General features: G+C 61.5%; 18 protein-coding genes. 5 read left to right on the top strand and 13 right to left on the bottom strand.

Annotation, left to right across the window (positions count from 1 at the left end; genetic code table 11):
- Positions 1 to 185 precede the first annotated feature (185 nt).
- The 9 genes from GRI43_RS10345 to rpe form a co-directional block, all read right to left on the bottom strand.
- Positions 186 to 983 carry a crotonase/enoyl-CoA hydratase family protein gene (locus GRI43_RS10345; protein WP_160731040.1) on the bottom strand — a complete coding sequence of 266 codons (798 nt, stop codon included), beginning with the start codon at positions 981 to 983 and terminating at the stop codon, positions 186 to 188.
- A gap of 28 nt (positions 984 to 1,011) precedes the next feature.
- The gene (locus GRI43_RS10350; RefSeq protein ID WP_160731041.1) at positions 1,012 to 1,623 is read right to left on the bottom strand and encodes a hypothetical protein; all 612 of its coding nucleotides are present in this window, start codon (positions 1,621 to 1,623) and stop codon (positions 1,012 to 1,014) included.
- A complete protein-coding gene (gene dxs, locus GRI43_RS10355; protein ID WP_160731042.1) occupies positions 1,620 to 3,542 on the bottom strand; it encodes a 1-deoxy-D-xylulose-5-phosphate synthase in 1,923 nt (640 codons plus the stop codon). The genes GRI43_RS10350 and dxs overlap by 4 nt, the downstream gene beginning before the upstream one ends.
- Positions 3,543 to 3,618: 76 nt before the next feature.
- Positions 3,619 to 4,083, bottom strand: a complete 465-nt coding sequence (locus GRI43_RS10360; RefSeq protein ID WP_160731043.1) for a Fur family transcriptional regulator — start codon at positions 4,081 to 4,083, stop codon at positions 3,619 to 3,621.
- 57 nt (positions 4,084 to 4,140) lie between these two features.
- The gene (msrA, locus tag GRI43_RS10365; protein WP_160731044.1) at positions 4,141 to 4,827 is read right to left on the bottom strand and encodes a peptide-methionine (S)-S-oxide reductase MsrA; all 687 of its coding nucleotides are present in this window, start codon (positions 4,825 to 4,827) and stop codon (positions 4,141 to 4,143) included.
- On the bottom strand, positions 4,824 to 4,961 hold the full coding sequence (locus tag GRI43_RS10370) for a hypothetical protein (protein WP_160731045.1): 138 nt from the start codon (positions 4,959 to 4,961) through the stop codon (positions 4,824 to 4,826). The genes msrA and GRI43_RS10370 overlap by 4 nt, the downstream gene beginning before the upstream one ends.
- A gap of 217 nt (positions 4,962 to 5,178) precedes the next feature.
- Positions 5,179 to 6,768, bottom strand: coding sequence for a bifunctional phosphoribosylaminoimidazolecarboxamide formyltransferase/IMP cyclohydrolase (gene purH / locus GRI43_RS10375; RefSeq protein ID WP_160731046.1), 1,590 nt, complete (start codon positions 6,766 to 6,768; stop codon positions 5,179 to 5,181).
- Between the two features lie 9 nt (positions 6,769 to 6,777).
- Entirely contained in the window at positions 6,778 to 8,685 is a 1,908-nt protein-coding gene (locus tag GRI43_RS10380; RefSeq protein WP_202391695.1) for a heparinase II/III family protein, read from the bottom strand.
- Positions 8,685 to 9,347, bottom strand: a complete 663-nt coding sequence (gene rpe / locus GRI43_RS10385; RefSeq protein WP_160731047.1) for a ribulose-phosphate 3-epimerase — start codon at positions 9,345 to 9,347, stop codon at positions 8,685 to 8,687. Before rpe ends, GRI43_RS10380 begins: the two co-directional genes overlap by 1 nt.
- Before the next feature lie 137 nt (positions 9,348 to 9,484).
- Between rpe and GRI43_RS10390 the strand changes: the two genes are divergently transcribed.
- The 3 genes from GRI43_RS10390 (at position 9,485) to GRI43_RS10400 (ending at position 12,541) form a co-directional block, all read left to right on the top strand.
- Positions 9,485 to 9,745 (top strand): PqqD family protein, encoded by a 261-nt coding sequence (locus tag GRI43_RS10390; RefSeq protein WP_160731048.1) that lies wholly within the window; start codon positions 9,485 to 9,487, stop codon positions 9,743 to 9,745.
- Between the two features lie 479 nt (positions 9,746 to 10,224).
- A complete protein-coding gene (locus GRI43_RS10395; protein ID WP_160731049.1) occupies positions 10,225 to 11,862 on the top strand; it encodes an asparagine synthase-related protein in 1,638 nt (545 codons plus the stop codon).
- Positions 11,863 to 12,043: 181 nt separating this feature from the next.
- Entirely contained in the window at positions 12,044 to 12,541 is a 498-nt protein-coding gene (locus GRI43_RS10400; protein ID WP_160731050.1) for a DUF2141 domain-containing protein, read from the top strand.
- 15 nt (positions 12,542 to 12,556) lie between these two features.
- Here the strand turns inward: GRI43_RS10400 and GRI43_RS10405 are convergent, their stop codons facing one another.
- Both GRI43_RS10405 and GRI43_RS10410 read right to left on the bottom strand, forming a co-directional pair.
- Positions 12,557 to 13,450, bottom strand: coding sequence for a hypothetical protein (locus tag GRI43_RS10405; protein WP_160731051.1), 894 nt, complete (start codon positions 13,448 to 13,450; stop codon positions 12,557 to 12,559).
- Positions 13,450 to 14,460, bottom strand: coding sequence for a diacylglycerol kinase family protein (locus GRI43_RS10410; RefSeq protein WP_160731052.1), 1,011 nt, complete (start codon positions 14,458 to 14,460; stop codon positions 13,450 to 13,452). The genes GRI43_RS10405 and GRI43_RS10410 overlap by 1 nt, the downstream gene beginning before the upstream one ends.
- 148 nt (positions 14,461 to 14,608) lie before the next feature.
- Here GRI43_RS10410 and GRI43_RS10415 point away from each other — a divergent pair, with 148 nt between their 5' ends.
- Both GRI43_RS10415 and GRI43_RS10420 read left to right on the top strand, forming a co-directional pair.
- Positions 14,609 to 15,829 carry a M20 metallopeptidase family protein gene (locus tag GRI43_RS10415; RefSeq protein WP_160731053.1) on the top strand — a complete coding sequence of 407 codons (1,221 nt, stop codon included), beginning with the start codon at positions 14,609 to 14,611 and terminating at the stop codon, positions 15,827 to 15,829.
- A gap of 88 nt (positions 15,830 to 15,917) precedes the next feature.
- Positions 15,918 to 17,474 carry a long-chain-fatty-acid--CoA ligase gene (locus GRI43_RS10420; RefSeq protein ID WP_160731054.1) on the top strand — a complete coding sequence of 519 codons (1,557 nt, stop codon included), beginning with the start codon at positions 15,918 to 15,920 and terminating at the stop codon, positions 17,472 to 17,474.
- 78 nt (positions 17,475 to 17,552) lie between these two features.
- Here the strand turns inward: GRI43_RS10420 and GRI43_RS10425 are convergent, their stop codons facing one another.
- Both GRI43_RS10425 and GRI43_RS10430 read right to left on the bottom strand, forming a co-directional pair.
- Positions 17,553 to 18,776, bottom strand: coding sequence for a TolC family protein (locus GRI43_RS10425; RefSeq protein WP_160731055.1), 1,224 nt, complete (start codon positions 18,774 to 18,776; stop codon positions 17,553 to 17,555).
- Position 18,777: 1 nt separating this feature from the next.
- Positions 18,778 to 21,894 (bottom strand): efflux RND transporter permease subunit, encoded by a 3,117-nt coding sequence (locus GRI43_RS10430; RefSeq protein ID WP_160731056.1) that lies wholly within the window; start codon positions 21,892 to 21,894, stop codon positions 18,778 to 18,780.

Raw genomic sequence — 21,894 nt, forward strand, 5'->3', positions numbered from 1 at the left:
ACGGCATCTGGGATGGCGTACCGTTCAGCTTCGGCCCTCAAATACTGACAATCTGGAACACATGGAACACTGTCCCTTAGCGGAAAATCTTCGCACCCCAGGGGCCGGTCACGCACGCTTCTACGATGGGAAATAGCAGCGCCGGCCTAGCAACATCGCCCGCCTGTAGGACAGCGGCCCTGCGCCTATTCGCCTTTGAAAACCGGCGCGCGTTTTTCCAGCAGCGCGTCGACACCTTCCATGTGATCGGCGGTGGAATGCATCAGCGCCTGCGCATTGGCGGCCATTTCCAGCGCGGTGTCATAACTGGTGTGGCGCCCTTGCCGCATCAGGTTCTTCGCCTGGCGGAGCGCGTGCGGCGGCATGGCGGCAATTTTGGCCGCGAGCGCCTGCGCCTCGTCCATCAGCGTGTCGCCTTGGGCTACGCGGCTGACCAGCCCCCAGTCTAGCGCGGTCGCGGCGTCGATCACATCGCCGGTGTAGAATAGCTCGGCCGCGCGCGCCTCCCCGATGATGCGCGGCAGGATCCACGTGCCGCCATCGCCCGGGATGATGCCCAGCTTCAGGAATGTGACGCCAAACTTCGCTTTCTCGCTCGCGATCCGCATATCGCCAAGACAAGCGAGGTCGCAGCCCAGCCCGATCGCCGGGCCGTTGACAGCAGAGATCAGCGGGACGCGCAAACCGTATAACGCGCGCAGGATCTTGTGGATGTTGTTGCGATAGCCATCGGCAATTGCAGGGGCGGTGCCGCCAAAATTGCCGGTCTTTTGCTTCATCGCCTTGACGTCGCCGCCCGCCGAAAACGCGCGCCCCGCCCCGGTCAGGATCACGCAGCGCACATCCATATCGGCGTTCACAGCATCGCACGCTTCAACAAACGCATCGCCATCCCCCGCCGCGCCGAGCGGGTTCATCGTGTCGGGCCGATTCAGCGTGAGAGTGGTGACGTGGTTGGCGGTGTCGATCTGGAGAAGTGGCATAAATTTATCGCAAATCTTTCTGGCAAAATTACAGCGGCGCAAGCTTCTCGGCTGATTGCGGCATCGAGAACTCAAAGTCGGCAATGAAGGATGCCTGGGCCACGCACCCGATTGTGTCGCCCATCTGCATGATCCCTTCAAACGTTCCGGGCTGCGCTGCCAGCCATTGTGCTGAAACCTCTACCAAGCCTGCTTCCTCTACAAAGATATCTGTAGCTTCGGGGCCACAAAATGTTTCGACGCGCTTTGCGATCTCCATATCGCTCTCTCCAGGCTTGCGCTCCGGAGGAGGACCTCTTTCGGGCTCCTTGGCAAACTGGATACGGGCTGTAGCCACCTGTCGCGGGCGTGCGATTTCTGCGCGCAACTTCGCAAAACGCGGAGCAAGTTCGGGAGAGAATTCGTCCCCGTAGAAGGTTTTGTCGATCAGGCTGGCCGCGCACCGCAGCTCCTCGTCGCTCGCCTCGGTATCCCTGACCCTTACAACTTCGCGTTTGGCCTTGTTCTTCACCACCGCGACCTGATCGAAGCCGCACGCCTCAACCCGTGCGCGCATTTCCCGGCGCGAGGGGTGGTCGTAATAGGTGCCCGGATCAAAAGCCTCACCAGCCAGCGCCAGGCTGAGTGAGGCAAGGATCATGCTCGCGCCTCTTCCACCCCGGCGCTGTTGTGCCGCAGTGCTTTGAGCACAGTCTCGACGATCTGCGGTGCGTTGAGGCCTGCTTCGTCATACTGCTTTTCAGGGGCGTCCTGATCCTGGAACATGTCGGGCAGGCGCATCGTGCGGATTTTCAGCCCCGCATCGGTAAGACCTTCATCGCTGGCAAAAGTCAGCACATGCGCGCCGAGGCCGCCGATCGCGCCTTCTTCCACGGTGATGACAACCTCATGCGTGCGCATCAGTTTTTCGATCAGATCGGTGTCGAGCGGCTTGGCAAAGCGCAGATCGGCAACGGTGGTGGACAGGCCCTTGGCCTCCAGCTCGTCAGCAGCTTTCAGGCTTTCCGACAGGCGCGTGCCGAGTGAGAGAAGCGCAACCTTGGTCCCTTCACGCACGATCCGGCCCTTGCCGATTTCCAGCTTTTCCAGCTGCTCCGGAATTTCAACGCCGGTGCCTGCCCCGCGCGGATAACGCAGCGCAATCGGCCCGTCGTCATATTCGGCTGCGGTGTACGTCATATGCGCCAGTTCCGCTTCGTCTGCGGCGGCCATGACCACGAAATTCGGCAACGTGGCGAGATAGGTGATGTCGAACGCGCCAGCATGGGTCGCGCCGTCTGCACCGACAAGTCCGGCACGGTCGATGGCGAAGCGAACCGGCAGGTTCTGGATCGCGACATCATGCACCACCTGATCATAGGCGCGCTGCAGGAATGTCGAATAGATGGCCGCGAACGGGCGCATTCCCTGCGCCGCGAGGCCCGCTGCGAATGTTACGCCGTGCTGTTCGGCGATGCCCACATCGAACGAGCGTTCCGGATGCGCCTTTGCGAATTTGTCCACTCCGGTGCCGCTGGGCATAGCAGCGGTGATCGCGCAGATGCGGTCATCGCTGTCGGCCAGCTTGGCCAGAGTTTCGCCGAACACGTTCTGATAGGCGGGCGGCCCGCCAGAGCTTTTCTTCTGTTCGCCGGTGATGACATCGAATTTGGCGACGCCGTGATATTTGTCGGCGCTGTTTTCAGCCGGTTCGTATCCCTTGCCCTTTTTGGTGACCACATGGATCAGAACCGGGCCTTCTTCTGCATCGCGAACATTTTCCAGAACCGGGATCAGGTGATCGAGATTGTGCCCGTCGATCGGGCCGACATAATAAAAGCCCAGTTCTTCGAACAATGTCCCACCGGTGACCATGCCGCGGGTGTATTCTTCCGCCTTGCCCACTGCCCGGTGCGCGCGGCGCGAGATTTTCGCCACGGCTTTCGACGCAAGACTGCGCAGGCCGAGATATTCACTGCTCGACACCATCCGCGCGAGATAGCCGCTGAGGCCGCCGACCGGCGGGGCGATCGACATGTCGTTATCGTTCAGGATCACGACCAGCCGATTGCCGGCCTGTTCGGCATTGTTCATCGCTTCATACGCCATGCCCGCGCTCATCGCGCCGTCGCCGATTACCGCGATGCCGCGGCCCGGCTTGCCATTCAGCTTATTCGCCACCGCGAAACCGAGCGCGGCCGAAATCGAGGTGGAGCTGTGCGCCGCGCCGAACGGATCGTATTCGCTCTCGCTACGCTTGGTGAAGCCCGACAGGCCGCCGCCCTGGCGTAGCGTGCGGATGCGGTCGCGGCGTCCGGTGAGAATCTTGTGCGGGTAACACTGGTGGCCGACATCCCAGATCAGTTTGTCGTCCGGGGTGTTGAACACGTAATGGATGGCCACGGTCAGTTCGACCACACCAAGGCCCGAGCCGAGGTGGCCGCCGGAGGTGCTGACCGCGTCGATCATTTCGGCGCGCAATTCGTCGGCAACCTGCCGCAGCTGGTCAGCTTTCAGCTGGCGGAGGTCCGAAGGGTATTCAACCGTGTCCAGCAGCGGCGTCTTGGGGCTTGAAGTCATGCCCTGCGTTCTAGCCGTGTGGCCATGCCTTGTCGATTCTGACTATCGGTTTGTTTCAGCAGTTTGCCGGGATGGCTCAGCTGCAGCTTGCGCAGGTCCCGCGGATCTCGATTATCGGGCGTCTGGCGCGGAAATCCGCAGCTTTTGCGACACCGCGAACTTTCTCCGAAATCTCGTCATTGTCGATATGCGTGGCTTCGCCGCATTCGTCGCACACCAGGAAGATGCAATCGTGCTCGCAGCCGGGGTGGCTGTTTGCGAGAAAAGCATTGGCGCTCTCCACCCGCAGGGCGAGGTTGTTAGCCACGAACAGGTCGAGAATCCGGTACACGCTGTTGGGTGCAACGCGCTTGCCGCGTTTGGCCGACAGGTTATCGGCAATGTCATAGGCCGAGGCGGGCCGTTCGTGCCGCGCCAGTTCCTCGAAAATATCCGCGCGCATGCTGGTCCACTGCTCGCCCGAGCTGACGAGAGAATCGCGTGCTGCATCGATCAGGCTTGCGCCTGAATGTTCGTGATGGTGGTGATTATGATTGCCCATGCAATGCCATATAGCGACACAGATCGCGCTATGCCACTTTCAGCGCGGCCTTCCCCGTCAGCCGGGAACGAAGTTTGACCGGTAATGCGACGGGTAAAGCCGTTTCAACGCGTCGATTTTTGGCTTGTCCCATGTCTGAATGTAACCGTGGCGGGGGTTCTTCAGCATGAAATCCTGGTGGTATTTCTCGGCTTTGTAGAACTTACGGTATTTTTCGATCTTGGTGACGATCGGGCTGTTCCAGACGCCGGATGCTTCCATCTGCCCCAGATACGCTGCGGCGACCTTGCGCTGTTCCGCATTCATCGGGACCAGCGCGGCGCGGTATTGGCTGCCGCGATCAGGGCCCTGCCGGTTGTGCAGGGTGGGATCGGCGCCCACTGAAAAGAATATCCGCAGCAATTCGTCATACCGGACGACCTTGGGGTCGTAGACAACACGGACCGCCTCTGCGTGCCCGGTCACACCGGTGTTGGTCTGCTCGTATGTGGCAGTAGCAGCGTTGCCGCCGTGATATCCGGAAACCGCGCTCTTCACGCCTTTGACGTGGCTGAAGACCGCCTCGATTCCCCAGAAACAGCCGCCTGCAAAGACGGCGGTCTTGAGGCCCATACCTTCATTGGCAAACTGTTTGGGTGCAGGCGCGAGAACGGCTTTCTCTGCTGCCTGCACAGGCATCCCGCATCCCGCCAGCGTCATTGCCGCTGCGGCCATGGGTAGCATGAGGCGGCCGAGGCGCTTCATCGGACCGTCGCGGCCACGGCATCGGGAATCAGCTGGCTGCCGAGATCGGGGCTGATCTGGAAGGCAACGAAGAACGCGCCCACGGCAAAGCCGATGGCAAAATTGCGCGCTAGGTCAGATTTGAAAAAACTCATGGCGGTTATCTTTGTTCTTTGTTCGAATCTTGAGGCGCGACCTTAGGAGGCAATCGCTTGCCAACCGGTGAACGCGGCGTTGTCTGAAGGATATTCGCGCCGGGCGAGCAAAAGGTTGCAACTATTTTGCTCGCACCGGAGGCCTGCGCCCCAAGCGGGTGCGAGTATCCGCGCGGAGCAGGCGCTCTACTAAACCAAGCTCTGGCCGGCCGAAACCTTAGTGGCGGAAGTGACGCATCCCGGTGAACACCATGGCAAGGCCCGCTTCATTGGCGGCGGCGATCACTTCGTCGTCGCGCATCGAACCGCCTGGCTGGATGATTGCCGTCGCGCCTGCTTCCGCAGCTGCCAGCAAGCCGTCGGCAAACGGGAAGAACGCATCCGAGGCAACAGCACTGCCCACCGCGCGCGAGGCATCCCAGCCATATTTTTCAGCGGCTTCCTGCGCCTTCATGGCGGCAATCCGCGATGAATCCCGGCGGTTCATCTGGCCTGCGCCGATGCCTGCCGTCGCGCCGTCCTTGGCATAGACGATGGCGTTCGATTTCACATGGCGGGCGACCGTCCACGCAAACAGGCAATCCTTCAGTTCCTGCTGTGTCGGCTCACGTTCCGTCACGACTTTCAGGTCGGCAGCAGAAATTGCGCCGTTGTCGCGTGATTGCACCAGCAGGCCGCCGGTTATCGGCTTGATCGCCAATCCGGCGCGGCGCGGATCAGGCAGATCGCCAGTTACCAGCAGGCGCAGGTTCTTCTTCCTGGCGAAAGCTTCGCGGGCCTCGTCCGTGACGGAAGGCGCGATCACCACTTCGGTGAAGATCTTGCAGATCGCCTCAGCCGTGGGGCCGTCGAGTTCGGTGTTGACCGCAACGATGCCGCCAAATGCGGAAACGCTGTCACAGGCCAGCGCTTCTTCCCATGCCTCGATCAGGCTGCCGCGCTGGGCCACACCGCAAGGGTTGGCGTGCTTGACGATGACCACCGCCGGATCACCGCCGGCAAATTCCGCGCACAGTTCCAGCGCCGCATCGGCATCGTTGTAATTGTTGTAGCTCAGTTCCTTGCCCTGAAGCTGCTCTGCCTGCGCAATACCCTTCGCGTGCGGGCCGACGGGTGTGTAAAGCGCTGCCTTCTGATGCGGGTTTTCGCCATAGCGAAGCTCGACAGGTGCCTTGCCATTTATCGCCAGCATGTCGGGGAACATCTGGCCCTGATCGGCAAAGGCGAACCATTGGCTGATCATGGAATCGTAGGAGGCAGTGGCGGCAAATGCCTTAGCTGCCATCCTTCGGCGGAAATCGAGTGACGTCGCACCGCCGCTTTGCTCAAGCTCGCCCAGCAATGTCTCGTAGTCTGAAGGATCTGTGACGATGGTGACGAAAGCGTGGTTCTTTGCCGCTGAACGGACCATGCTCGGCCCGCCAATATCGATGTTCTCGATAATTTCGGGGCGCTCGGCACCTTTCGCGACGGTCGCTTCAAAGGGGTAGAGGTTCACCACCACCAGATCGATCGCGCCAATCGCGTGCTGTTCCATCGCCGCGAAATGTTCGGGGTTGTCGCGTACGGCGAGCAGTCCGCCATGGACCATCGGATGCAGCGTCTTGACCCGGCCATCCATCATCTCGGGGAAGCCGGTCAGATCGGAAACGTCCTTCACTTCCAGCCCGGCATCGCGCAGCGCCTTTGCCGTGCCGCCGGTCGAGACGAGCTCGACACCGCGCGCCGAAAGCGCTTGTCCCAATTCTGCCAAACCGCTTTTGTCGGACACCGAAAGCAGGGCCCGTTTAATCGTGACGTCGGTCATTGCGTGAAACTATCCCATTTTCTTGAGGAGCCAGGAGAATGTCCCTCCGCTCCTCGATGTCATGCCCTGAATTACCAATTGCTGGATCGGATGCGGCCGCCCGCCGCCATCGACCCACATGCTTTCCTCGATCGAAAGCTGCGCTGTTTCGTCTTTCAGGCCGCCATCCAGCGATCCAACACGGAACTGCCAATAGGTGCCATCGGGCAAAGCGAGCCCGGCGCCCTTCTTGTCGTCCGACAGGCCCAGCTCGATGCCCGGTCCGATATGGAAACGGATTGCGAAACCGATCTTGCCGCGCTTGCCCTTCTTGCCGACCGGCACCAGCAAGTCTTCGCCGCGCAGTTCGCTGCCATCGTCACGCATCACCAGAATTCGGCGGTGGTTCAGGCCGAAACGGCCCGAATACCCGTCATGGCTCGCCTCAAGCCGGGTGGCCAGACCGTTCTTGACCTGCATGGTCTTGCGGTCGACTTCGACTTCGTTGACGCCAGCGCCAAGTTTGCCATTGATATGGACCGCAGTGGAATTGGCGTCATCCAGCGTCAGGGTCGAATGCGCAGCAGTTGCCCGCAATCCCTGTTCGATGCGGGCGGGAACCTGTCCGCCGGCAAAGGCTGCACCGCCGCAATTCACGATAATGCGCTGCCCCTTGGCGCACATTTCGAACGCGAGGGTCGATGCGCAGCCGGACCGGGCATTGCGCGAAAGCGCAGGCGGCGCTGCGTCAAAGATCAGCGTGGTCTTGTTACCGGCGATCCGCTGATAACCCCATTGCCGCACGTCTTTCAGCGGCCGCGCGCGAACACCGCTGGCATCGATCAGCGCAGCCAGACGATCTGCGCGAACTGCACCGGCGCCTTGCCAGCTTCCCAGCGCGCCGTCGGAATGGGTCACAGTATGCAGCGGCGGAACCAGCAGGTTCAGCATGGTCTCTAGCGCCTCGGGCGGGTCGAGATCGCGCGCAGCATAGCAAGCCCGCAGGTCCACCAGCAGCGCGATTGCATCGATCTGCGCCAGCGGGCTGCGCGACAGCACACCGCCATCATCGGCCACCAATTCGCCCAGCGCGCGCACCAGACCGGCTTCGCCGAACAACTTGCGCGGCTTGCCTTCCGGCATCAGCAATCCGGCAGCCACAATCGCGCACCAGCCCGCAACCTCGCCTTGCCGGTCGTCTGCCTTGGTCACGTTGCGGTCCAGCCAGCGGGCAGTTTCGGCCATTACTTCGAGGATCAGGCCGCGCTTTGCCGGATCTTCGTTCGACAGGATCAGCGGGGCGTTGACCAGCCAGTTCAGCAGCCGGTGCCCGGCATGCTCAACCTTCCACGGCGTGCCCTTGCCTGGCTTGCCATTGGCATCGAGCCATGCACCCATCACCCGCTCCGCCGTCGGCACGCATTGCTCGCGCGTGGCAGAGGCAGACAGGTGCCGCAGCCATGTGAAGCCATGCACCGTGCGCTCGAACGGCGGCGTCAGCCGCGCAGTCGCGGAAAAATCCATTTGCGCAATCGGCGCTTTGACGCCGTGCACCAGAAAATGCCCCGCGCGCAGTGCGACACCGGCGGCACGCTCGCCAGCATAGGGGCTTTCCACCGTGCCCAGCAGCCGCGGCTTTGGCGGCTTCGAAAACGGTGACGTCAGCGTGGATGCGGGCACACCGAGACGGTACGCCAACCGGATCAGCCGCTCTCCCGCGCTGGTGGAAGGCGGTGCAAAATCGGCAATGACCAGCGAACGGCCCGGCTGCAGCATTTCGCGCTTGGCCGAATGACTTTCGGCGGTGGCGGTTACCAGACCATCGCCGATGGTGTTCCGATCCGCTTTCGCCAGCGGCATTGCCAGCTGCGCTTCAGCGGGCGCAGCCGCGCTCTCTTTGGATGGAGCGGCACGTGTTTTGGCGGCCGCCTCGTTCATCAGCCCTGACCTCGCAGGGCAGCGATGTTGGCTGCATACTGTCCCGGTCCGCCTTTGAATGTCGCAGAACCGGCAACCAGCACATCCGCGCCGGCATCGACGCACAGGCGGGCGGTTTCAGGGTTGACCCCGCCATCCACCTCTAGGTGAATTTCGCGGCCGGTCTGGTCGATCATCGTGCGGATCGCCTCGACCTTGCGCAGTTGGCTGTCGATGAAGCTTTGCCCGCCGAACCCCGGGTTCACGCTCATCACCAGAACAAGATCAGCCAGATCGATCAGATAATCGAGTGTCTCGACCGGGGTGCCGGGGTTCAGCACGATGCCGGCTTTCTTGCCCAGCGCTCGGATAGCCTGCAACGTGCGATGAATATGCGGCCCGCCCTCGGGATGAACCGTGATGATATCCGCGCCTGCCTCGGCGAATTCTTCCAGATACTGATCGATCGGGCTGATCATCAAATGGACGTCGAACGGCTTGTCGGTATGCGGGCGGAGCGCTTTCACCACCGCCGGACCAATGGTGATGTTGGGGACGTAATGCCCGTCCATCACATCGACATGGATCCAGTCGCAACCGGCTTCGTCGATTGCGCGCACTTCTTCGCCGAGCCGGGCGAAATCGGCAGAAAGGATAGACGGGGAAATAAGCGGCTGAGCCATGGGTACACTTTTCAGGTTGCCAGTCTCCCGACTAGAAGGCGCGACTCGCCGCCACAAGCGGATCAGGCCCGCTTTTCCACACTGGACATCAAGGTTTCGCGCATTGCATTGCCCGCAGGGCACAATATGCTGCAAATATGAGCGCAATCCGGAAAGCCAGTGGCGAATTTATCGAAACCGACGTCGATGATGAAACGATCATCGTTTCACTGGCAAGCGGCGAGCTTTTCTCGGTCAAGGAAACCGGCCTGGCAATCTGGAAATTGATCGACGGATCGCGTGATCGGGGGCAACTGATCACCGCTCTGTCTGCGGCGTACAGCGTGGATGAGACGGAAATTGCATACGATATCGATGCATTTCTGACCGATGCCGCCCGCGCCGGATTACTTGCCTGAACCGTATCCGGATTTCCTGCATCGTTGCGAAAAGTTCGAAGAACAACTAGTTCAGTAATGTCGCAGAAAAAGACGGAAGTGAAACATGACCGCCAGTAATTTAAAGAAGGCCGGAGCCACCAATTGGGTCAAGCCTGTGCTCGAACGAATTGGCACCATTTCCGATGTCGCCGGGCGTCCGGTGCCTGTCAACCAAGACTCGGGTAACCGGAAATCCTGATCCCGCTTGGTCAGGCGGGGGGATGATCGCGGCCTGGCATTCCTGGGAGGGACATCGCCCGCCCTCGGATAAACCCATCAGGCACGCGTTGACCGCCTATCGCGGATCGTGCCGCCAGTTCATTTCAGGCGAAACCCGTCTTTTCACCGTTCGCCAAACTGAAAACCTGGCGCCAGATTGCCGCACCGTAATAATCGGCTGGATCGACAATTCCCGGGAAGTTGCAGCGACCCTTGGAATCCAAAGCTGCGACCCGGCCGTGATTTATCAAGCCGCCGTTGCAAGATGGGGCGAGACCGCAGATTGCAGGCTGGTGGGCAATTACGCCGCGATTTCCGCGATGCCCGACGGGTCGCTGCGCTTGGCCCGCTCCCCTTGGAACGCGCCGCCACTCTATTATGCAAATAACTGCGAGAGAGCGGTAGCCTCGCCGCTGCTGCGGGCGCTGTTCGCCGCCGGCGTTCCGCGCGATCTCGACTATGACTACGTGATCGATCAGCTGGCTTACGACTTTCGCGATGGCGACGATGCCTGCTGGTATCGCGGCGTCAGCAAGGTGCCCCAAGGCAGCGTCACCATCCTGAAGCGCGGCAGCACGCAGACCGATTGCTGGTATCGCGTAGACGACATTTGCCGCAGCGATCCGCGCGGCGCTGCGGAACGGGCGCTGGAATTGGTGCGGGATGCCTCGGAGCACGCGCTGAACATCGCAGACAGTCCGGCATTGGCGCTATCGGGCGGCCTCGATTCGTCAATCACAGCGAGCTGCCTGATAGAAGCCTTGCCAGCTTCGCAGCAGCTAAAGACCATCTCCTTCGGCCAAGATTCCGAATGGCCTGGCGCTTCTTCACCCGATACGATGGGTGATGAAATCCCGCTGGTCCGCGAATTCGCCAAGATGCATCCGCGCATCTCCATGCATGTCGCAGACCGGGCAATCGGCGATTTCGATCACCGCACACGCGAGATGGCAGCAGCGATGCAGATCTTCGCCCCGGGGCTTGCCAATGTCGGCAAATTCCACGGGATTTACGCAAAGGCATCGCAGCTCGGCTGCGACACGTTGTTTTCGGCTGAACTGGCCAATCAGAGTTTCAGCGCCGATGGACGGTGGGCCTATGCCGAATATGCACGGGCGGGGAAATGGGGCGAGTTGCTGAGGTTGCTCGCAAACCGCCCCGGCGATGATCGCCCGATCCTGCGCAAGATTGCGGCGCTGTCGATCCTGCCGCACCTGCCTGCTGCGGCGCGGCGCGGCCTGCGCGCGCTGGTCCACCCGCAGCGGCGCGACATGGTGCGGCTGCTGACCCCGTTAAGTGTTGAGGCACTTGGAAACCAGAGAAGTCGCGCCACTCTGCGCGCTTCGCAGTCCGATTGGGAGGACCTGACGTTCCCCCTCAATCGGCAACAGGCCGCAAGGCATGATTATCTCGCTGCCGACAGCGTCGGTGAAGACGTCAATCTGGCATTCGAACAGCTTTACGGAGTACGGCGCAGAGACGTGACAGCTTACCGCCCGCTGATCGAATTCTGCATCGGATTGCCGACGGAAAGCTTCGCCTGTGACGGCGCCGAACGCAAGCTGGCCAAACAGATGGCAAAGGGGCGAATGCCGGAAGAGCAGCGCCTGAACCCTCGTTATGGCCAGCATAATGCCGACTGGCACACGCGCATTGGCCGCCGCCGGGGCACTTTGCTGACAGGGATCGCTGCGATGCGGGACCATGAGTTCCTGTCCCGCACGCTTGATCTCGACCGGATCGAGACACTGCTGCGCGATTGGCCGGAACAGCCATCGCTCGATATCGATGCCGATTGGCCGAGAATGCTGGCGATCCCGCGTGCAGTACTGGCGGCCCAGTTCATCGGCCTGATCGAAGGGCGGAATGATCTGTGATTGCCCGTCCCGCCAGAACGGTAAATCCGGTTACAAGCTTTCATTACGGGCAGGCTTCAGTTCAGCCGCAATTCAGGGCTGCGGACGTAAAACCCGGTTTAAATCAGGCGTTCCGGGCATGATCCGGGGCCACAACAGAATCGAAGCGCGCTGTGCCGCGCAGAATCGGAAACTCTTTACGATGACGCTCAAGAACACTTTCAGGACCGGTGCGATGGCGCTGGCAATCGGCGGGCTTGCCGTGACAGCGCCCGCGATGGGCCAGTACCGCCAGAAGATCGGCAATGATTTGTCGAAATGCTCCGCCAATTCCAGATCGGCGGTCAAGGTGACGGTGCAAGGTATCGAATCCTCATCAGGCAAGATGCGCGTTCAGAGTTATAAGGGCATCTCCTCCGACTGGCTGGAGAAAGGCAAATGGCTGAACCGCATCGAGGCCCAGGCCAGCGCAGGAACCATGGTGTTCTGCGTGCCTATGCCCGGACCGGGCACTTACGGTATCGCCGTGCGGCACGACAAGAACGGCAATGGCAGCACCGACATAACCAAGGATGGCGGCGGAATGTCGAACAATCCCAGCATCAATATCTTCAACCTGGGCAAGCCGAGTTACAAGAAAACGCGCTTCACCGTGGGTGACGGCGTGACGTCGATCACCATCAACATGAAGTATATGTGATCTGCGGCGGGGCCCTCAGCCCTTTCGCCGTGCGCGCCACACCCTGAACAAGACGCCCGGTGCCGCCAGGATCGGATGTTTCTCGCGCCACGGCGTCAACTTTACCGGCACGCCGGTGTGCCGTTCCACCTTCCACGCCGCATAACGGCCCGCACCCTCGAACGTTGTGCTCGCCTTCAGCAGGCGCACGATATTCAGCGGCTTGCCCCAGCGCCGCTGGCGCCGCCATTTCCGCTGCACCGCTGCCTTCCAGTCCGCCCCTTCCTCGATCCGTATCGACCCGTCGGCGGCGGCCTGATGCCTGATCCCCGATGCCTGCAGCGCAGCCACGAAAAGTCCGCTGAAATGCGCACGGTTCAACGCGAGAATGGAATCCTCGCGCCCTGCCTTCTCGACGCGGAATTCAGCCTTGTAAGTCTCCCGGAACAGAGCACGCCAGAAATCATCCTCAACCCCCAGTTCGGGGCCTAGCGCGGCGGCGAAACGGCTTGCCGTGACAGCTGCGGCGCGCAGTGCCTGTACCACTTGCGAGCGCGCTTGATCATCCCTGTGCCAGACAAGCGAGCATGGCTGGACAAACCGCGCCCAGATCGTCGTATCGCGCGTTTCGCCGGCCGCAGCCTTGGTGAACACATCCAGCTGCATCGCCGCGACCTTGGCCCGCAGCGGCACACCGTCATATTCCCATTCGTGATAGCTCACCCGCGGCCAGATCCGGTCATCGGGTCCGGCCCGTTTCAGCAAGTAGAAATCGAGCACTCCGTCAAGCTCACCCGTCCGTCTGTTGGAGCCATAGAACAGCGCCGCGTCCGCCCCCGCTTCGGCTGCCAGCTTTTCTGCGAATGCGGCGACCGCAGGGTGCGGCTGAACGTCGATGCCGTGATTGATCCGCGTTTCCAGCGCATCCATTACGGCACCACGAAGTTCAATTCCGGGCCGGACGCCACGACATATGTGCCCGGCGGATAGGCTTCCCCGTCGAGGATATACTGGTCCCCGATCTGCAATTCGAATTCGTCGGCGGCCACTTGGTGGAAGCCGCCTTTGCCGGACGGCGAACCGAGGATCCCCGAGAAATACAAAGGCAGTTTTGCCAGAGTGCGGCGGCGCGGCTTGTCGAGCACCGCCAGCCGCAGCCCGGAATGTTCAGTGCTGAAGAGCTTTATTCCCGCAGGAAATTTCTCAAGCGTGGAAGCAAGGAAGATGCTGCGGGTTGCAGGATCACCGTGGCCGCTATGCGGCATCGGCGCGCGTTCGCTGCCCAGATGGATCTGCATTGGTGTGCCCCGGCGCCAGATATTGGAATCGCTGCCGAACAGGCCCTGCAACACCCCCCATACCGAGGTCACCCCGACAGCCAGACTGTTGAACGCGCCCATCCGGTGTGCGTCCTGGCCCGCCCTGATGCCGGTGGTGAAAGCGCCGCCGCCCATGATGAAGCCGAGCATCGAAGGGCCGCAGCCAGAAATCGTTTCGCTGCCCCCGTTTTTGGGCGTGATCGAGATCGGGCGGCGCCTGATCCTGCGTCCGCCGGGATAGGCCGCAATCGCTTCGGCCAGTGTCCACCCGGCAGGTGCGCCCAGATCGACGTTCAGCGCATTTGTCTTGCCCTTGGGCAACACCGCCAGATCGGGCCAGCTGTCTCCGAACACGACCTGTCCGCAGCTCAGCACGTCGCGAACGGTGCCGTCGCCGCCATTGATGATCAGGAAATCAATATCGAAAGCCGCAAGCTCGGCCAGCGCCTTGGGTATGTCCGTTCGCTGTGCGGGCTGCCGCACATGCACATTGGGCAGGCTTGCCACATCAAGGTCTTGCCCCTGATTGCGGTGGCTGCGCGGGTTGTAGATAATACCGACAACCGGATCGGCATGCCTTACGGGCGAGGCTGAGTTCGATTGGTCGGTTGTGCCGGTCATTGCTCGCTCGCCTTAAACCCTGCGAGGTCGGTTCGGCCAGACCATGAGGGATGATTTCACCGCCCTTGAATGGGGCGGCCACGGCTTACATGCAAGGGCGGTCTAAAATATGCGAGACGCAGCCCCGGCATTGCTTTAATCCGGCGCAATGCAGACTGCCGAACTTTTCGACGCCGCCCGCGGGCTGTCAGACCGCATTGTGGCCCTGCGCCGCGCCATCCATGCAGAGCCCGAGCTGGGCCTTCAGACGCCCATGACCAGTGCCAAGGTTCGGCAAGCGTTGGCGGGCCTGCCGCTGGAATGGCGCGAGGGCGGCGCCACCACCGGCATGGTCGCCACGCTGAAAGGCACAGCCCCGGCGAGCGGCCAGACGCGCCGCGTATTGCTGCGCGGCGACATGGATGCGCTGCCGATGCCCGAGCAAACGGGGCTTGAATTTGCCTCCACGATCGAGGGGCGCATGCACGCCTGCGGCCATGACACGCACACGGCGATGCTGGCCGGTGCGGCGGAGCTGCTGGCTGCGCGGCGCAGCGAATTTTCCGGCGAGATACAATTCATGTTCCAGCCGGGGGAGGAGGGGCACCACGGCGCGCGCTTCATGCTGGAGGACGGGCTGATCGACCCGCTACCCGATGCGGCATTTGCACTGCACATCATGCCCAATGCCCCGTTCGGGGTGGTTGCCGGCAAGCCCGGCCCGCTGATGGCCGCCGCCGATCAGTTCGATATCCGGATCACCGGCAAAGGCGGCCACGCGTCCATGCCGCATGATACACACGACCCCGTGCCGGCAGCGGCGGCGCTGGTGACAGCGCTTCAGACCATGGTGACGCGCCGGTTCAACGCAGCGGATGCTGTGATCGTCACCGTTACCCAGTTGATCGCAGGCACCACCCACAATGTGATACCCGACACCGCGGAACTGAGAGGCACGATGCGCTCGCTCTCACCCAGACACAGGAAACAATTGCACACCCTGATCCGCGAAACCGCACAGGGGATCGCCCAAGCAAACAGTGTCGAGGCGGAAGTAAAGATAACACCCGGCTTTCCCGTCACCATCTGCGATCCGCGCGCGGTCGACCTTGGCCGGCAGGCGGTGCACGATACTCTAGGTCAGCATTCATGGAGCGACCTGCCCGCCCCGATCATGGGGGCGGAAGATTTCGCCTATCTGCTGGAGAAGGTTCCCGGGGCGATGTTCTTCCTTGGGGTCGCGCCCGAGGGGGATGACTGGCATTCATGCTGCGGCATCCATTCCTCGCGTATGCATGTCGATGAAGCGGCGCTGCCGCATGGCACCGCAGTGCTATCCGCGTGCGCGCTGCGCTTTCTGGATCAGGGCTTCGGCGGGGCCGCGAACTGATCGGCCATTTACGCCGCGCAACATTCGCTACATGGTTACCAGCATACGAGCCGAATGATTCGGCCAGAGGATGCTGGAGAGACCGATAATGTCCGAGGACAACCCCTATTACCCAACCTATGGTGCTGCGCTGACCGATTGGGCGGCCAAGACGCCGGATCAGGTGGCCCTGCGGTATGGCGAACGGACTACCGATTACAAAACCTATGACCGGCACGCGACGCAGATCGCCAACGGTCTTGCCGCGATGGGCCTCAAGAAAGGCGACCGGGTGGCATATTTCGGAAAGAACAGCGACCGATCGGTGGAGCTGGCCATGGGCGCGGCCCGCGCCGGGATGGTCTTCATCCCGATCATCTGGCGGCTTGCCCCCAAGGAAGTGGAATTCATCCTGCAGGATTCGGGCGCGGGTGTGCTGTTTGTAGAGCCGGAATTTGCCGATCAGCTGCCTTTCGATGGCAACACAATCCTGACCGATGACAGTTTCGACGAGTGGCGCGATGCGCAGTCGGACGCGGCCGTCACCACCGCAGTCGATGCGCATGACGGCCTGCTCCAGCTGTACACCTCGGGCACCACCGGCCTGCCCAAGGGCGTGGTACTGAGCCATCACAACGGCACCCATTTCCGTCCGTTGATGAAACAGCACAACATCTATTGGTATTGCGCCGATGCGGGCGACACGATGATCTTTGCGATGCCTTACGGGCATATCGCCGGTGTCGGGACAGCATTGGGCGCGGTGCTCGGCGGGCAGGAATTGATCATCCACCGCGAATTCGACCCCGCACAGCTGATCGCAGATGTCGAGAAATACCGGGTGAAATGGCTGTTTCTGGTCCCGGCAGCGCTCGGGATCATGCTGGCCCATCCCGATGCGGAGAACGCCGACTTCTCCTCTGTCAAAGGGCTTACCTACGGTGCCAGCCCGATCCCTCTCGACATGCTGAAAGAAGGGGTGGAACGGCTCAAATGCGATTTCGCCCAGCTATACGGCCTGACCGAAACGTTCGGCACGGTGATCAGCCTGTCGCCTGACGATCACAAGCCGGAGAATATCCAGGGCCGCGAACACGTGATGAAATCTGCCGGCAAACCGATGCCGGGTGTCGAAGTCCGGATCATGGATGAGGACCTCAACGCGCTGCCCGCGGGCCAGACCGGCGAAGTGGCAATCCGCAGCGATGCGGTGATGCTCGGTTACTGGAACCGACCGGAAGAAAACGACAAGGCGATGATCGGCGATGGCTGGTTTCGCACCGGCGACGCCGGCATGCTGGATGAAGAGGGCTATCTCTACATCCAGGACCGGATCAAGGACATGATCATCACCGGCGGCGAAAACGTTTACCCCGCGCAGGTCGAAAGCGCCGTTTACGGCCACCCCGACATTGCCGACATCGCGGTAATCGGCGTCCCCGACGACAAGTGGGGCGAAGCGGTGAAGGCCGTGGTTGTCGCCAAACCGGGCAGCAATCTGACAGAGGAGGACGTGATCGCCTATGCCAAGGGTCAGATCGCCGGCTTCAAATGCCCCAAGACAGTGGACTTCATCGACGCCCTGCCGCGCAACCCCTCAGGCAAGATCCTCCGCCGCGAACTGCGCGCACCCTACTGGGAAGGCAAAGAGAGGGCGGTAAACTAGGAAAAACTGGCGCACCCGAGAGGATTCGAACCTGTGGCCTCTGCCATCGCCGTGACCAAGGCTAATTTGGCACCTGACTTAATCGCCGAGCCACAGCTCGTGGCTGTCGATACGTAGCTTGGTGATGGCGCGCATGGCTTCGGCTCGGGCTTCGGCTTCGATACGAAAGGCATCGTGGACCATGCGCTCGCCCAGCAGCAGGTCGGCCAGGTCGATCTCGCCGAGTTGGTGCCCGCGGCGCAGCTTGGCCAAAGCTGTCATCTGGGCCTCCACCGTCTCGGACGATCGCTCCCAAGCAGCAAGGCGATAACGCGCCTCGGCCACATCAGCTCTGGCAGTTTCCTGAACGTTGTACCGGGCGAGCTGCTCCTCGGCGCGCGCCGCTGACGCGCTTGCCCCAGCCTCGCTGGCCAGAGCTTTGCGATGGCCGCCGCCCAGCGGCACAGAAACCACCACGCCGGCTCCGCGCTCAAGGCCGCCAAATTCGGAAAAAACCCTGAGGCCGATAGTCGGATCAGCCATTCGGTCAGCCGCTGCCCGGTCTGCTGCGGCTGCCTTGCGCGCGCTTTGCGCTTCAGCAGCGGTGATCAGATGGCTGTTGACCACGACAAGGTCGCCAAGCTGAGACAGACGCGCATCTGCGATCTCCGGCACCGGAACTTCAGGCACTTCGGTTGGAAGCAGGAGCCCGGCAAACTGCACTTCGAGGCGTGAGCGAGCCAGCGAAGCCAGACCTCTCGATTGTTCGAGCATACGCCGTGCTTCGGAAAGTGCGGCCTGTGCCTGATCGACTTCCAGCTGTGCAGCATCACGCAGGTCGCGCCGGCGCTCGACAGCGGCAAGTGCTCTTTCGTAATTCCTGACCGCCAAGCGATCGACCCGCTCCTGCGCCCCGGCGGACAGCCAATCAAACCAATGCGAGGCGAGCAAAAGCGCCGCTTCGTGACGGGCATCTTCGGCAAGGTTTTCCGCAACGTCGAAGCCGTGCCTGCCGATCTCCCGGTCGAGCCGAGCCTTGCCCGGCAAACGAAACGCACGGCTCAATTGCGCATCGTACTCATCAAATTGCCCGCCGCCATTGACGCTGCGGCGCTGGTACGTGCCTTGAACGCTGAATTCGTAGGGGCCCTTTTTCAGCCCCTCCGCCCGCGCGCGCGCCGCTTCGAGCCGCGCACGCGCAGCTGCGACGCTGGGGTGGTCGTCAAGCGCCTTCAACACCAATGTCTCTTCAGGCAGGCCCTGTTCGGCGGCGAGCGGGCTTGCAAGACCAAGCAGGGGCAGCAGGATTGTCAGAAACCGCATATCAGTCCTCCACCGGATGCAGCATATCGCCGGCCTCGCGCTCGGCAGCACTCTCGCCAAAACGTTCGTAAAGAATCGGCAGAAGGACCAGCGTGAGCAGCGTTGCGGAGACAAGTCCGCCGATGACAACGATGGCGAGCGGCTTCTGAATTTCTGAACCCGGGCCCGTCGCAAACAACAAAGGAACAAGGCCAAAGGCTGCAATGCTAGCGGTCATCAAAACAGGACGCAGCCTTCGTTCGGCTCCTCGTCTGACTGCTTCGGGCAGCGGCATGCCCTCTTCCCGCAGCTGGCGAAAATAGGTCACCATGACGAGCCCGTTCAGAACCGCGATGCCGAGCAAGGCAATGAAGCCGACAGAGGCAGGAACCGAGAGGTATTCGCCCGAGACAGCCAGCGCGATCATCCCGCCAACCACCGCGAAGGGGATATTGGTAAGGATCAACAACGAGGCCCGCACCGAACCGAGGGTGAAATACAGGATGGCGAAGATCAGCAGGATCGAAACCGGCAGGACGACCATCAGCCTTGCCGATGCACGCTGCTGATTTTCGAACTGCCCGCCCCATTCGAGCCGATACCCTTGCGGCAAAGTGACATTGGCAGCGATGTCAGCCTTTGCATCATCGACATAGCCGACCAGATCACGGCCCGAGACGAAAGCCTGCACCATGGCATAGCGCGAGCCATTTTCGTGTTCGAGCTTGACCGGCCCTTCGACCTGGCTGACCTGCGCGACGTCGCTTGCGCGCACAAGTTGCCCCGAAGGTGCGCGATAGGCCAGATCGGCAAAGCTCTGCGCCGTTAGCTTTCCCGATCCTTCGCCCCGCATCATGATCGGCACCCGGCGCACACCATCTGCGACGATACCGGCGTTTACGCCTTCGACCTGGGCGCGCATCATATCCTGCAGGTCAGCAACCGGCATTCCAACGCGTCCCGCCGCAACACGGTCTATATCGACCAGCAGATAATCAACCTGGTCATTGGCCACCGTCGCGGCCTCGCTGGTGCCTTCAATGGTTTCCAACCGGGTTTGGATTTCCCCGGCCAGCCGCGACAATGCATCGAGATCGGGACCGAACAGCTTGATCGCCAGATCACCGCGCGCGCCGGTAAGCATTTCGGAGGTGCGCATGTCGATCGGCTGGGTGAAAGTCGGCTCGATACCGGGGAACTGCTCCAGTACCTTGCGCAGTTCGCCCAGCAGCCAGTCCTTGTCCTGCACCCGCCAATCTTCGCGCGGTTTGAGCTGAAGGAAGCTGTCGGTTTCATTGGGGCTCATTGGATCAAGGCCCAGCTCGTCCGAGCCGACGCGGGCGATTACGGCTTCGACCTCGGGCACTTGCTCAAGGATCGCGCGCTGCACCTTCAAATCCCCTTCGACGCTGTGTTCGATGGAGATAGAGGGCAGCTTGGTCAGCTGAACGATGATCGAGCCTTCATCCATCACCGGAAGGAAGGTTTTGCCTGTGACGCTGTAAGCGCCAACGGTTAGAGCGAGACCGATACCCGCTATGGAAAACACGCGCCTTTTGTGGGCGAAGGACCCGGCCAGCAGTGATGAATAACGCGGCGAGATCTTGCGCATGAGCCATGGTTCGTGATGGCTTTCATCTTGCGGGGGCTTCACTTTGAGCAGGTAGAAAGCCAGCACCGGGACCAGCGTCAGCGACAACACCAGCGCCGAGGCGAGCGCGAGAACGATGGTCAGCGCCACGGGACTGAACAGTTTGCCTTCCAGCCCTTCGAGCGTGAGCAACGGCAGGAACACCAGCGCGATAATTGCCAGGCCCGAGGCAACTGGCTTCGCGACCTCTGCCGAGGCGATAAAGACATTGTGCAACTTGCTGCTCTTGGCGTGTTGGGGATCGGAGAGCCGCTCGACCACATTCTCGACCACAACAACCGCGCCATCGACCAGAATGCCGACCGCGATGGCAAGCCCGCCAAGACTCATGAGATTGGCGCTGAGCCCGATTGACCGCATGAAGATGAACGTCAGCAGCGCTGCCATTGGCAGGGCCAGCGCGACGATCACAGAGGCCCGGATATCGCCAAGAAACAAGAGCAGCAGGATCACGACCAGCACGGTCGCTTCGAGCAGCGCGGATTCAACCGTTCCAACGGCGCGCGTAATAAGGTCCGAACGGTCATAGAAAACATTGATGCTCATGCCTTCGGGAAGGCTGGGCTGTATCTCTTCCAGCCGTTCCTTCACCCCTTCGACAACTTGGGAGGCATCGGCCCCGCGCAGAGCAATAACGAGCCCCTGCACCGCTTCACCCTCGCCATTTTTGGTTACCGCGCCATAGCGGGTGAGGCTGCCGGTGCGTACACTGGCGACGTCGCCGACGCGCACTACAGCGCCATTGCCGGATTTGACGACCACAGCGGCGAGGTCTTCCAGTGTGCGGATTGCTCCGGTGGAGCGGACGATGAGGGATTCCTCACCGCTAGTCAGACGGCCTGCGCCATCGTTGCGGTTGCTCATCTCGATGGCTTCAGCAAGATCTGCGGTAGAGAGGCCCGCGGCAGCAAGAGACGCAGCCCGTGGCGCAACTTCGAAAGTCTCGACATAGCCGCCCAGCGCGTTGACATCCGCAACCCCGGGCACCGTGCGCAGAGCAGGGCGCACGGTCCAATCCAGCACCGTGCGCTTTTCGGAAAGCGATTGCGGGCCTTCGAGCGTGAACATGAACATTTCGGACAGCGGGGTGGAGATCGGAGCCAGCCCGCCCTCAACCGTCGCCGGCAAATCCCCCATCACCGCAGCAAGCCGTTCGGCAACCTGCTGGCGCGCCCAATAGATGTCAGTGCTGTCCTGGAAATCGATGGTGATGTCAGCAATCGCATATTTCGCAACCGAGCGAAGCGTCGTCTGCTCGGGAATGCCGAGCATTTCCATTTCAATCGGGGTGACAACCCGGCTTTCGACCTCTTCCGGCGTCATCCCCGGCGCTTTGAGAATGATCTTTACCTGTGTGGTGCTAATATCGGGGAAGGCATCAATGGGAAGCTTGGCAAAAGACCACGCACCGATGCCTGCCAGCACCAGCGCCAGGCCAATCACCGCAAGACGCAGGTTGAGCGCCCTCTCGACTAGGTTGCGCAGCAT

The organism is Pontixanthobacter luteolus (genome assembly GCF_009828095.1).
GTDB lineage: Bacteria > Pseudomonadota > Alphaproteobacteria > Sphingomonadales > Sphingomonadaceae > Pontixanthobacter > Pontixanthobacter luteolus.

What these genes read in the sequence shown, in the direction of transcription:
- GRI43_RS10345 (WP_160731040.1), bottom strand. Translation starts at nt 983, where the DNA reads ATGCCACTTCTCCAGATCGACACCGCCAACCACGTCACCACTCTCACG.
- GRI43_RS10350 (WP_160731041.1), bottom strand. Translation starts at nt 1,623, where the DNA reads ATGATCCTTGCCTCACTCAGCCTGGCGCTGGCTGGTGAGGCTTTTGAT.
- dxs (WP_160731042.1), bottom strand. Translation starts at nt 3,542, where the DNA reads ATGACTTCAAGCCCCAAGACGCCGCTGCTGGACACGGTTGAATACCCT.
- GRI43_RS10360 (WP_160731043.1), bottom strand. Translation starts at nt 4,083, where the DNA reads ATGGGCAATCATAATCACCACCATCACGAACATTCAGGCGCAAGCCTG.
- msrA (WP_160731044.1), bottom strand. Translation starts at nt 4,827, where the DNA reads ATGAAGCGCCTCGGCCGCCTCATGCTACCCATGGCCGCAGCGGCAATG.
- GRI43_RS10370 (WP_160731045.1), bottom strand. Translation starts at nt 4,961, where the DNA reads ATGAGTTTTTTCAAATCTGACCTAGCGCGCAATTTTGCCATCGGCTTT.
- purH (WP_160731046.1), bottom strand. Translation starts at nt 6,768, where the DNA reads ATGACCGACGTCACGATTAAACGGGCCCTGCTTTCGGTGTCCGACAAA.
- GRI43_RS10380 (WP_202391695.1), bottom strand. Translation starts at nt 8,685, where the DNA reads ATGAACGAGGCGGCCGCCAAAACACGTGCCGCTCCATCCAAAGAGAGC.
- rpe (WP_160731047.1), bottom strand. Translation starts at nt 9,347, where the DNA reads ATGGCTCAGCCGCTTATTTCCCCGTCTATCCTTTCTGCCGATTTCGCC.
- GRI43_RS10390 (WP_160731048.1), top strand. Translation starts at nt 9,485, where the DNA reads ATGAGCGCAATCCGGAAAGCCAGTGGCGAATTTATCGAAACCGACGTC.
- GRI43_RS10400 (WP_160731050.1), top strand. Translation starts at nt 12,044, where the DNA reads ATGACGCTCAAGAACACTTTCAGGACCGGTGCGATGGCGCTGGCAATC.
- GRI43_RS10405 (WP_160731051.1), bottom strand. Translation starts at nt 13,450, where the DNA reads ATGGATGCGCTGGAAACGCGGATCAATCACGGCATCGACGTTCAGCCG.
- GRI43_RS10410 (WP_160731052.1), bottom strand. Translation starts at nt 14,460, where the DNA reads ATGACCGGCACAACCGACCAATCGAACTCAGCCTCGCCCGTAAGGCAT.
- GRI43_RS10415 (WP_160731053.1), top strand. Translation starts at nt 14,609, where the DNA reads ATGCAGACTGCCGAACTTTTCGACGCCGCCCGCGGGCTGTCAGACCGC.
- GRI43_RS10420 (WP_160731054.1), top strand. Translation starts at nt 15,918, where the DNA reads ATGTCCGAGGACAACCCCTATTACCCAACCTATGGTGCTGCGCTGACC.
- GRI43_RS10425 (WP_160731055.1), bottom strand. Translation starts at nt 18,776, where the DNA reads ATGCGGTTTCTGACAATCCTGCTGCCCCTGCTTGGTCTTGCAAGCCCG.
- GRI43_RS10430 (WP_160731056.1), bottom strand. Translation starts at nt 21,894, where the DNA reads ATGCTGCGCAACCTAGTCGAGAGGGCGCTCAACCTGCGTCTTGCGGTG.